Consider the following 11,890-nt stretch of genomic DNA (forward strand, 5'->3'; position numbering starts at 1 on the left):
CAGTAATTGTTTACGATAAGGCTGCACACGGTGGAGAATTTGATACGACCAATCCAATATTACAGATTATTGTAAACAATGAAAAAACAGATTTCGGTTATCAGAATCTCATGAATGCCGAACTTGTAGATGCAACTATAGAGGTTGATGTTCAGGGTATTTCTTCAATAGAACTCGAAAACGATTTTGGAACATTAAATCCTAAAAAACCTTTTAAACCATTCGGGCCTTTATCAGAAGAAAATTCTAATTTTTATATTCTTCATGAAGAAACCTTCTCAAAGCGCCTAAAAAGCTTTTCCCTTGATGTAGATTGGAAAAATATTCCAGATTCCAACCTTAAAACTTATTTTGCAAATTACGGCAATTCAAACATAAATAATAGTTATTTCAGTGCGTCTGCTGCATTTAAAGATGGTTATTCCTGGAAAAAAAGTTACGAACCGGTAAAGCTCTTCAATGTATCAAACGCTCAGTTACAAACCAGTTGGAAATTTACTAATCCCGATTACGCCATTTTATTTCCATTTTTTATACTTCCACAGTTTTATACCCCATATTACATTAATCCGGGGCAATCGGTATTGCAAACAGTAAGCAGTAAAATGTCTTATCTGTTACCGGGATTCTCCAACATTCAGCAAAAGGTCAATTTCGTAAATGCTAAATCAGCCCAAACGCTTCAATTATATAAGCCCGCACTACAGCTAATTCTTAATCTCTACAAAGACATCCGCAAAGGCCAGTTACATCTTAAACTTGACAATAGTTTTTTGTTTAAAGATTACAGGGAAAAATATACCGCTGAAATTTTAAGATATAGTCTTAGCGGAGGAGAACTTAAGCTCCCTGCAGAACCATTCTCGCCTGAAATTCAATCAATTTCTTTAAATTATACGGCAACAACAGCCAAAATTAATTTTAGTGGAACCTCATTAAATGATTATGTTGATGAAGAGATTGAATTATTTCATTATGGTGCCTTCGGGCAGGCAAGGGAACATGCTTATACCCGAAGCAAACACTCGTTTCTAAACAATACTTTAGTAAAACTGGTACCACAGTATAACACAGAAGGCGAGTTACTAATTGGTTTGAGTGATTTATATGCAGAAGATTCCGCAAGTATTTTATTCCAGATAGCTGAGGGAAGCGCAAATCCAGAAAAACCGAAAATAACTTTAGAATGGAGTGTGCTCTGCGATAACTATTGGAAAACACTTACAAACGATGATTTTATTTTTGATACCACTAACGGCTTACTTGCCAGTGGAGTTATAAAAATAGTCATACCAAAAGAAGCTACAACATCTAACACAATTCTACCTGGCAATTTACTTTGGATAAAAGCAGCGATAATAAAAGATACTGATAGCGTTTGCAACCTGATTGATGTGCAGGCAAATGCCGGAATTGTCATTTTTGATGATCAGAATAATGATCCATTGCGTTTGGCCAAAGCGCTGCCAGCCAATACAATTACCAAACTAAAGATTGAAACTGCGGCAATTAAAAAAATTACCCAGCCTTATTCTTCCTTTGGCGGTGCGGTAAAAGAAAATGATGCTGCGTATTATACTCGTGCAAGTGAACGTTTGCGCCATAAAGAAAGAACCGTTGCCATTTGGGATTACGAGCGTCTTATTCTGCAGCATTTTCCAACGATTCACAAAGTTAAATGCATTAACCATGCAACTATAGGTTCATTTTATTCACCTGGAAATACATTAATTGTGGTAGTTCCTGATTTAACCAACCACAATGCTATTGACCCTTTTAAACCAAAGGTTGATAAAAATACGCTTGATGAAATCAATACTTTTTTAAGTAAGCATTCATCTGCCTGGGCATCTTACCAGGTGGTGAATCCAAGTTATGAGCCAGTAAAAGTATCGGTTAGTTTAAAATTAAAAAAGGGCTATGAGTTTAACTATTATCAAAAGGTAATCAATCTGAAATTACAGGAATTTTTATCCCCCTGGATGAACAATACAGGAAATGACATTCATTTTGGGGGTAAAATTACAAAGTCGATGGTCATTAAATTTTTAGAAGACCTCGAGTACATTGACTATCTGACTGATTTTTCTCTTTATAAATTTTCTCCAAATAAAAGAGCCTTCGGAAGAAATGTAGAAGTTGCAGAAGCCTCTAATCCCGCATCTATTTTGGTGTCACATACTCAGCATAACATTGTAAGCGATTCATCAAGTTCTTCTATAGCACTTCCCAGAACAATGAAATTATTAATCTGAACTAAAATAAACCTCTAATTCACATGAGTGAAGCACTAAGTATTTCGTCGAAAAAACCGCAAAGCGATGCTTTTGATTATGAAGAACTACGAAAAACGGGTATTGGATCTATTGAAAAAACAGGCTCTGATATCTGGACAGATTACAATGTTCATGATCCGGGCATTACCATACTCGAGTTGCTTTGCTATGCAATTACTGATTTAAGTTATAGAACAAACAACACCATTCCTGATCTGCTTGCCACATCTAAAGATGCAAGGGAAAATATTCTAAAGCACTTTTTTTCAGCTTCAAAAATATTTCCGAACAAGGCAGTAACCATTAACGATTACCGCAAGCTGATTATCGATATTGAAGGCGTAAAAAATGCCTGGTTGCAGAAAAGGAGCCTTGGTATGTTTGCCGACATTACCCTTAAAAAACTTCAATTCACACAGCCAGAAAGCCTTAAATGGGAACCTGTTGATGTGTTGGGCTATTATGATGTACTAATAGAGTTTGATACCAATGTTGCTAATGATAGTAAAGAACTGATAAAAACAGAAGTATTGGAACTGGTAATGCAGAACAGGAACCTTTGTGAAGATTTTTTAACCATTAATGAAATAACTACGCAAGAGTTCAGGCTTTGCAGTGAGATTGAAATAAAATCTGATGCTGATCCGTTTGAGACCCTTGCAGAACTATTTTTTAATATTCAGCTCTACCTGACACCGCTTATAAAATTTTATTGGTTAAATGATCTCATTGATAGCGGCTACACTTCGGATGTGATATTTGAAGGACCGTTACTGATTCATGGTTTTATAAAAGAGGAAGAACTTTTAGCTTCCGATCTGAAAAAGGAAATCCATCTTTCAGACATTATGCAGCAAATGCTTAATGCATCTGGAGTAAGCAATATCCTTGATATTATATTTAACCCAACTGATCAAACTAAAGAACTCAGCAACAAATGGATAATTCCAGTTAAACGAGGTAAACAACCAATCATAAACATTTTGGATTCAAATGTCCTGATTTATAAAAATGGCATTCCATTAAGGCCTGATATGAATATCATAAAGAGCAGGTTCGACAAATCGATGAACGATTATATTACTGGTAATGATCTGGTAAGAACTGAAGATATACAATTTGACACAGGTACTTTTGAAGACATAGGGAACTATTATTCTATTCAAAATCACTTTCCAAAAAACTATGGAATAAGCCACTGGGGCCTACCAGAAAATGCAACCGCAGAACGTGTTGCCCAGGCAAAACAACTGCAAGGATATCTGTACTTTTTTGATCAGCATTTGGCCAATTCTTTCTCACAACTTTCAAATCTGGGCAATCTATTCTCCACTGACATCCAGAAAAACACCTATTTCGCAAATACGGTAAGGAGTTTTAAAGACGCTGACGAGATTTTTGTAGATAATGCTACTATAGATACAAAAGTACAGACTGCTGCAGAGGATAAAATTACATACTACAAGCGTCGCAACTTGTTTCTTGATCATTTGCTCTCCAGGTTTTCTGAATCATTCTCTGAGTATGTAAACGTGCTTTATTCGGGCTTTACCTCAAACCCTAAAGATGTAATTATTCCATCTGTCATAAATCCCGAAGATATTGTTCAGGATAAGGCCAATTTCTTAAAAAATTATCCTGAATATAGCTCAAAACGATTCTCCAGCTATAATTATGCTAAACAGGATCAATTATGGGATAGTAATAATATAAGCGGTCTTGAAAAAAGATTGCAGCGCTTGCTTGGATTCGACAACCTGAATAGGCGTAATCTTGTTAACCTGAATACAGAGATTCAGCATGGGCTTAACGGATCAGGTAATGACGAATATTGGTACAGGATAACAGATTTCAAAAATGGAACTATTCTGTTGGAAGGTTCCGAGAAATTCCCTGGAGAAGAAGGGGCTCGTTTTGCACTTGAAGATTCGATCAGTCTGATTTACCACGCTCAGAATTTGAAAACAATAGATAATGGCGATGGTACATTTTATTATCAGGTTTTAAACGCAAATAAAGTAATAGGCACCAGTACCAAGCTTTATTCCTCCATGAATGATGCAAGTTTGGATCTGCAACAACTGGTTTTACTGGTTACTAAAAACAGAGCTGATGAAGGTATGTTCTTAATAGAACACATGCTTTTGTTGCCTCCTCAGGTCAAAATAATAAACGACCCTTCAACCGAAGCACCAGAATTAATCCCTGACGATGAAGCCGGCTTTATGCCAATTTGTGTTGATGATGGCTGTAAAGACTGTGAAGATAAAGACCCTTATTCATTTCGGATCAGCATTATCTTACCTGCATATACGCCGCGTTTTCTCAACATCGCTTTTAGGCAATATGCCGAAAGAACAATCAGAATGGAAGCCCCGGCACACACTTTTGTAAAGATTTGCTGGGTAAGCAATGAGCAATTAATCACATTCGAAAATGCGTACAAAGAATGGCTGGATGTAAAATCAGGGAAAACAGAAGACACAACAAATACAAAATTAAACGAGTTTGTAACCATTTTAACCGCATTAAGGTCTATTTATCCGGTGGCCAGACTCGAAGATTGTAGTAGTAGTGAAGAGCGGACGCTCTTTATGCTAAATCAAAACGCATTGGGAACTCTTAAAACATAAAATATTATGGGTAATGTGCTCGACCAAATTAGTAAAGACAATACCCGCTTTACTATTTTCGAAAATGATCAGGTATTAACGGCAGATCAGTTGAATGATTTATTCAACTATCTGGACGTACAGAACAAATTAACACGAACCAAAGCAATTGGTGTCGGGATTATTTATGGACTGGAAATAGGGGTAATAGATAACAAACATCTTGTAGTTTCAAAAGGCGCCGCAATTACTACCGATGGCGATCTATTGTATTTCGATTACGATCAGGAGTTTGATCAGTATGATGTTTTTGAAGATCTAAACGCCAAATATCCTTATTTTCTTAATGATAGTGATCAGCCCTTACCGATGTTCGAATTAAGAGATAGCCGGTTGGTAGGAGCTATACCAGGAAAAGATTTAGCAACGCTGGAGGCAACAACCGGTACTGCACTAAAAGATTATGCAGGTATTTTATACCTGGAAGATTACAACAATGATCCCGATTTATGTACCGGAACAGATTGTGACAATAAAGGCGTTATCGCCGTAAAAGAGCTAAAGATTTTGCTTATCCATAAAAATAATATTGGCGCTTTGCTTCAAAGCATGCCTTCAATGAATAAAGATTATTTTTCACTTGACGACCTCAACATCCCCAGGGTTATGGTTAATACCGACCTGGACACGTATAAAGAGCTTAACGCATCATTTAATAATGCTTTAGTTGTAAAGGACGATATTATAGCCAAGCTTACTAAAGCTTACCAGGTTTGCAAGCTGGTGGTTGAAGATGATTTTGAAGGTGGCGATCCAACAGAGAAGTGGAAAAGCTTACTGGAGGAACAATTTAAGCTTAGTGAGTCCTTTTACGGTCAATATGTATATGATTATGCCCGCGACATTAGTTATGCATATAACGAGCTTAGAGAAAGCTTATTTTCAGATGATATGCTGGCCTCACCAGATGTTGATTTATTTCCTAAACATGTGTTGATTGGTTTGGTTAGGGATGCAACCTTAAAAAATCCAATACCAGTAATTTTTCCAGATTTAAGAATTCCGCCTATAGGAGAACGACCAGTACTCGAAGCCAGACCAATATCTAGTTTGCTTCGCGCAAATATTTTAAAACCAAGTAATATCCGGTTCAATTTTGGCATATTGATCAAGCGGTTCAATAAAATACATATAGATTTGGAATATCGCCATCATTTTTACGAATCGCCGATATTGAACAGCTCTAATGATTCAGATGAAGTAACACGATTCAATTTCATGCGTATTCATAGTATGATAAACAGTTTTAAAGTTCCAAAAGCTGAGGATTTCCGTTCTGTAGATACTGGCCTTAAAATAATACCAAGTCTTTTTGAAGATGCACCACTTGGCGAACGAAGTATACCTTTCTATTATAGTTATAATGCAAGCTTTCCTATAAATCTATACTGGAATTTTAATGCGAACAACCGCAAAAAAGAGAGCCAGATTCTATCTTATAATTCAAATCAATACTCCAATGTTGGCGCTACAATTACCCCCTTAAAATATAACATCCTTAAATACACTTTTTTCAGGGTAGAAGGGCACATAGGGTTTAAACTTGCTGATGTTGAAGCCTCGCTTAACAAAATTATTCTGGAAAATAATTTGCCGATAAATATTATATCTGTTCAGGTTGAGAAGAAATTAGAAACAATTCCTCCAAGGCCATGGTTTTTTCCCCATTTATATATGTATGAAAAATCGATAAAGAGCACATTTTTTGATAGAATGGATGATGCTGACTCAGTTAACGATGATCTTGTAAAAGTAACAGATGCAGCTACCACATTAATTCCTGCAACTGAATTTAAAACTGCCAGGCAAAATGTGTATGATAATGCTGTAGACATTGGTGACGCAAGGTTTGATTATGTAAAGTACCGTTCTGCAGTATCAAACATCATTACTGCAGCCAGCAATGTTAAAGCACAAACCAAACAGTTTACGTTTTCAAATACGGCCATTCCACACGATTTCATACTAAATTCCGACATCCTCAGAAAAACGGATGTTATTTCAAGTATCTATCAAAACACAATAATCAAAAAGAAAACCGGGTTAATGCTCGGCAACTTTATGAAAGAAAATCCTGGCTTGGAACATGCCGGTGGTGTATTACGGGGGGGAACATTTGTAATTGTTTACACTGCAGATGATAAGACAGTAGTGGCTGATTTTATGCTTCCTTACGCCAGTATTGATAAGGATGTGATAAACAACCCACCAATATATACTCCACTTCCTTTACCATTGCCTCCGGGAACGCCAATAATTCCGAAATTCCCAATAGATCATGTTTTCGAAATTATACCTAATTACACTAAAGACCTTAATCTGAAGCTTGTTCCTTATATCAAGGATATAGATTTAGATGATAGGATCAATGTAAGGGTTAATAAAGGAGTAGAGGAAAGCATTAAGGGGTTGAATATTAAACTCGACGGATTTGATAAACGTTTAAACGAGAATTCGTCTTTATTTACCACAGTACTTACACCAACAAAATTTACAGTTCCTGGTAAAGATTTAGGAATAACAGCAGACTTAGATGCTTTAAGAGCTGCTCAAGATAAGATGGAACGCCTTGCCGCCGGAACTCCGGAAAGAATTGCTGCTGAAAAAGATTACATTAAAAATGCCAATGTAATTACCGAAAAACTGGGAAATACGGCAATAACCGGCGATGTAACAAACGCCAGAGATGTAAATGCTGCCTTAGCAGAAGTACAGGGAGGCATCAGCTTAATTAAAGATGAAGCCATAAGAAAAGAAGGAGCCGTTACTGTAGGTAAAGCAAATGTTATTACCAGAGGTTTTAAACTTAATCGCTAATTGTGAATGGTGATGTAATTATCCGCAGGCAAAAAATCAGGCTCCAGGCCAGTGATGAAAAACTTGCGTTTGATTGCAAACAATATTTAAATGAAATAATAACCAGCAAACTACCTGAAATTTATGAACGGATTTTTCACCAAAACATACATCAGGATAGTTATGTAAGCATTAACTCAATTCAGGTTGATCTAGGTAATCTACAGGTAAGCGACTTCAAAACCAGATTTGTACAAATTGTAGAAGAGAAGATTGTTAGCGAGCTTAAAAAACAGTTCGAAGAAAACCCATACAATAGAGATTTCTCTGTAGATGATAATTTTAATCCTGCACCCAATACATCATCATCCTCGATAGAATATAATAGCGAGAAGAACCAGAAAAAAATTGCCTTATTGTATTTTCTTGAAAATGGAACCTATCCCTGGTGGTACGAAAAACAGCTTAGAAAATCACCGTCCGAAGTTCTTAAAGCTTTTGATGAGCAAGAACAAAAAGAATTCTTTCTTAAGTTATTAACTAAAATCAAAGCACTATCCATCCTCGAAGCAGAACGAACATTCAGCAGGTTTACAGATTATATGACAAGTACTGATCTTGAGATCTACATCAACCATCTTATAAATCTGTATCCGGATAATTCTATTAAAATAAACATCAACACACTTCTATGGGAGAAAAATCAAATAGCGAAGCTTTTTAATATTCCGAAAAAGATATTCTTAAAGCAACTGTTAGCTTTTACTATACTAAACGTTGATGAAACAGATCAGATCATTAATAATGAAAATCGATTTATATCTCCCGATTCTCATGTGCGTGCAGCGGTTCTGCTCTATTATTTGCAATGCGGAAACGAAAAATATAATGAATGGGAAATGCCATTGAACAAAATTCTGTGTGGCATGCAGCATATCGACTTAATTCCAAATGGCATTAAACTCAAAAAAAAAGAAAAGGAAGAATCAAAACTACTGCTTCAAACAGTTGTAAGCTACTGGGATGCCTTAAAAGGATCAAGTATTGAAGCACTTCAGAATACATTTTTCCAGCGTCAGGGCAAAATAACGCCCAAAGATAATTCCTGGCTAATCCAGATTGAACGTACCGGAGTTGATATTCTTCTTGATCGTTTGCCCTGGAGCATTGGTACCATTAAACTTCCCTGGTTAAAAGAAATTATACATACAGAATGGTAACGGATGAACAAGTTTTAAAAAAAGATGCATTTCATTTAAATGCATTAGATCTGCTTGATGAAATTAACTGGTTTGAAAAAGTACTTCAAACAAGATTAAAGTTACATTTTGGAGAAGAATGTGAGTATGAATCTATTTATGACGTAGAACCACCTCAATCTGATCATAAAAATTCTGTATTCTCTGAATTTATCCAATTCTATCAACTGTCTTTTTCTGAACGGTTAATTTTAGTTTTAGCTTTGCTTCCACATATTGCTCCCCAATTACTTGATGTTTTTTTCATCAAAACAACATTAAAAGATCGCGGTGTAACAGAGTATGGAGGCTTAAGGGGGGCATTTCACAGCGGTTTTCTGCCAACAGGCGAAACCGCTTCTTTTTTACTCGCAGGTAGTGATTTAAGTAAACGCTTTTGGGTACAACAGTTCTTTGATGCCGATCACTTATTTAAAATTCATAATATCCTCTGGCTTGGGTCATCTCCTGCAAACGAACCCATTTTAAGCGGACAACTGTTAATTAACGATGAGTATATAGACCTTTTTACTGGTGGCAAGTTGCGCAAGCCTTCCTTTAGTATGGAATTTCCTGCCAAAAGAATAAACACCCAGCTGGAATGGGATAATTTGGTGCTAGACAGGCACACAATGCAACAGTTAGGTGAAATTAAAATATGGTTAGAACATGGCCCTGTGTTAATGAACGAATGGGGGATGAAAAAAACACTGAAACCTGGTTATAAAGCATTATTTCACGGGCCTCCAGGGACAGGAAAAACGCTAACTGCCGGACTTTTTGGAAAACTGGCAGGTGTAGATGTATACCGAGTTGATTTATCAATGGTTATTTCAAAATACATAGGAGAAACCGAGAAAAATCTGGAAAAAGTATTCGCAAAAGCTGAACACAAAAACTGGATCTTGTTTTTTGATGAAGCCGATTCGCTATTTGGCAAAAGAACATCAATTTCTGATGCGCACGATAAATATGCAAATCAAGAGATTGCATACCTGTTACAGCGACTTGAAGATTACAACGGTTTGGTAATTTTAAGCTCCAACATGCGCAACAACGTGGATGAAGCATTCGGTAGGCGGTTACAGTCTATTATCTATTTTCCTGTGCCCAAAAGTAACGAACGATCTATATTATGGCGCCAAACATTTAGTAATAAAGTACAGCTTGAAGAGGACTTGGATATTGATAGCATTGCAGAAAAATATGAACTCGCTGGTGGTTCGATAATAAATGTTGTTCAATACGCTTCTTTAATGGCACTTCACCGCAAAGAAAATATCATTAGGGAAAAAGACCTTTTAGAAGGTATAAAAAAAGAATTCAGAAAAGAGGGAAAAACTATTTAGATCGAGGTCCAAAATATTAGGCTATGAAAGATGTTGCCGTATCAGAGTCTGTTGTAACACCAATGGCAGCAGCTCATCAAGACGAGATGCTACAGCAAAGTGAAGTTGCTGCTGATAAAACCGGTGCCGACATTTTTTTTCAAGCAAAACTGACGGTAGGATCGCCTAATGATCCTTTGGAAGATGAAGCCGACGCAATGGCAGATCAGGTAATGCGTATGCCCAAAAGTTCATTCATTCAGCGAAAATGCAGCCATTGCGAAGAAGAAGAGAAAGCACAGCGAAAACCTTTAGTTGCTGGAATAACTACAGGTATCCAGGCAAAAGCTGAAAATAGTTCAACAGTAAGCAATCAGGTTTCAGATGCCATAGAATCTTCGCGCGGTGCCGGAAGTAAAATGGATACGGAAACAAATAGCTTTATGAGCAGCCGTTTCGGAAGTGATTTTAGCGATGTTAACATTCATACAGACAATCAGTCGGTACAATTAAGCAACAACCTTAGCGCTAGAGCCTTTACCGTTGGAAACGATATTTATTTTAATCAGGGAGAATATCAGCCACAGTCCGACAAGGGAAAACATTTGCTTGCTCATGAGTTGACTCATACCCTACAACAAGGGAAAGATTCATCTATAAAAAGTAAAAGATTGGTTCAAAGAACTAMCGTTGGAGCAATATTAGATGAATTCTTTTCCCCATTCTCTAGTGCTACGCAATGGGATATGCCCGAAGGTGATAACTACACTACAATAGTTAGAGGCTGGCAACCTGTAATTGATGGACTTAATTCAATAAAAGCAAATATTTCATCGGATTGTGCAGCGTGGGCAGCCAGCCATCGAACAGACTCTTCATGGCACGCCGGAATGACCAAGCCTCCTGTAACAGATCCTAATGCTTATCCACTTTGGGTTTCAAGCCCTCCAGGTACAGATCCCGAGACGTGTAGAAATGCCTTTATACTTTATCAAAGCTCAAGACTAGTGGGGCCTAGTGTACAATCCATGGATTTATATACATGTTCAATTGGTTCTTTCGGCCTGTATGTAACTGTAGATTCCATTAACTGCAGATCTCACACTGCTACAATAAGGGTTTGGATGTACAATACAATGGATCAATCATCATTTGGAAGATTTGCAAGCTATTTTCCGCTAAGTGGCATGGAGCCCCAATATATGTGGTGGAACTGGGACGAAGAAATTAGCTGGACTGGGGCTGGAGTAACTACAGCTCCAGAGAGCGGTAGCAGTGACTGGTAATAATAAACTATGAAGGGTACAGGCAAATCGCACAACACTGCAAATCAACACACAAAAGATGCTGATACTCCCAAACCTGCATCATTTCAAAATGAAGACAGTAAAAGTAATTCAACTGATCAGCTGATTTACCGCAACCAGCCAAAACTAAAAGCAGAAGTTAACGAGCAAATTGAGGCATCAAGGGGTACCGGAATGCAAATGGATAAAGAGACACAAAGCTTTATGGAAAGCCGGTTTGGAACCGGCTTTTCTGACGTTAATATCCATAGTGGACCTGATGCCAGTCAACTT

The 11,890-nt window shown here is 37.1% G+C and carries 7 protein-coding genes; all 7 read left to right on the top strand.

Annotated features, from left to right (window positions below):
• On the top strand, positions 1–2,255 hold a 2,255-nt coding region (locus AC1DG9_RS19035), incomplete at its 5' end, for a hypothetical protein (protein WP_477635042.1).
• A gap of 23 nt (positions 2,256–2,278) precedes the next feature.
• Complete coding sequence (locus AC1DG9_RS19040) at positions 2,279–4,909, top strand: hypothetical protein (RefSeq protein ID WP_337716210.1); 2,631 nt, start codon at positions 2,279–2,281, stop codon at positions 4,907–4,909.
• A 6-nt stretch (positions 4,910–4,915) separates the two neighbouring features.
• Positions 4,916–7,765, top strand: coding sequence for a hypothetical protein (locus tag AC1DG9_RS19045; RefSeq protein ID WP_288879316.1), 2,850 nt, complete (start codon positions 4,916–4,918; stop codon positions 7,763–7,765).
• Positions 7,766–7,767: 2 nt separating this feature from the next.
• Entirely contained in the window at positions 7,768–8,964 is a 1,197-nt protein-coding gene (locus tag AC1DG9_RS19050; protein ID WP_477635043.1) for a contractile injection system tape measure protein, read from the top strand.
• Positions 8,958–10,331 carry an ATP-binding protein gene (locus AC1DG9_RS19055; RefSeq protein WP_337716214.1) on the top strand — a complete coding sequence of 458 codons (1,374 nt, stop codon included), beginning with the start codon at positions 8,958–8,960 and terminating at the stop codon, positions 10,329–10,331. The genes AC1DG9_RS19050 and AC1DG9_RS19055 overlap by 7 nt, the downstream gene beginning before the upstream one ends.
• A gap of 23 nt (positions 10,332–10,354) precedes the next feature.
• Entirely contained in the window at positions 10,355–11,596 is a 1,242-nt protein-coding gene (locus AC1DG9_RS19060) for an eCIS core domain-containing protein (protein ID WP_477635044.1), read from the top strand.
• A 9-nt stretch (positions 11,597–11,605) separates the two neighbouring features.
• Positions 11,606–11,890 (top strand): eCIS core domain-containing protein (locus AC1DG9_RS19065; RefSeq protein ID WP_477635045.1); only part of this gene is annotated, 285 nt, incomplete at its 3' end.

The organism is Pedobacter sp. 05L430 (genome assembly GCF_056397585.1).

Excerpts from the sequence above, each read along its gene's own strand:
- AC1DG9_RS19040 (WP_337716210.1), top strand. The coding sequence starts at position 2,279 with ATGAGTGAAGCACTAAGTATTTCGTCGAAAAAACCGCAAAGCGATGCT.
- AC1DG9_RS19045 (WP_288879316.1), top strand. The coding sequence starts at position 4,916 with ATGGGTAATGTGCTCGACCAAATTAGTAAAGACAATACCCGCTTTACT.
- AC1DG9_RS19055 (WP_337716214.1), top strand. The coding sequence starts at position 8,958 with ATGGTAACGGATGAACAAGTTTTAAAAAAAGATGCATTTCATTTAAAT.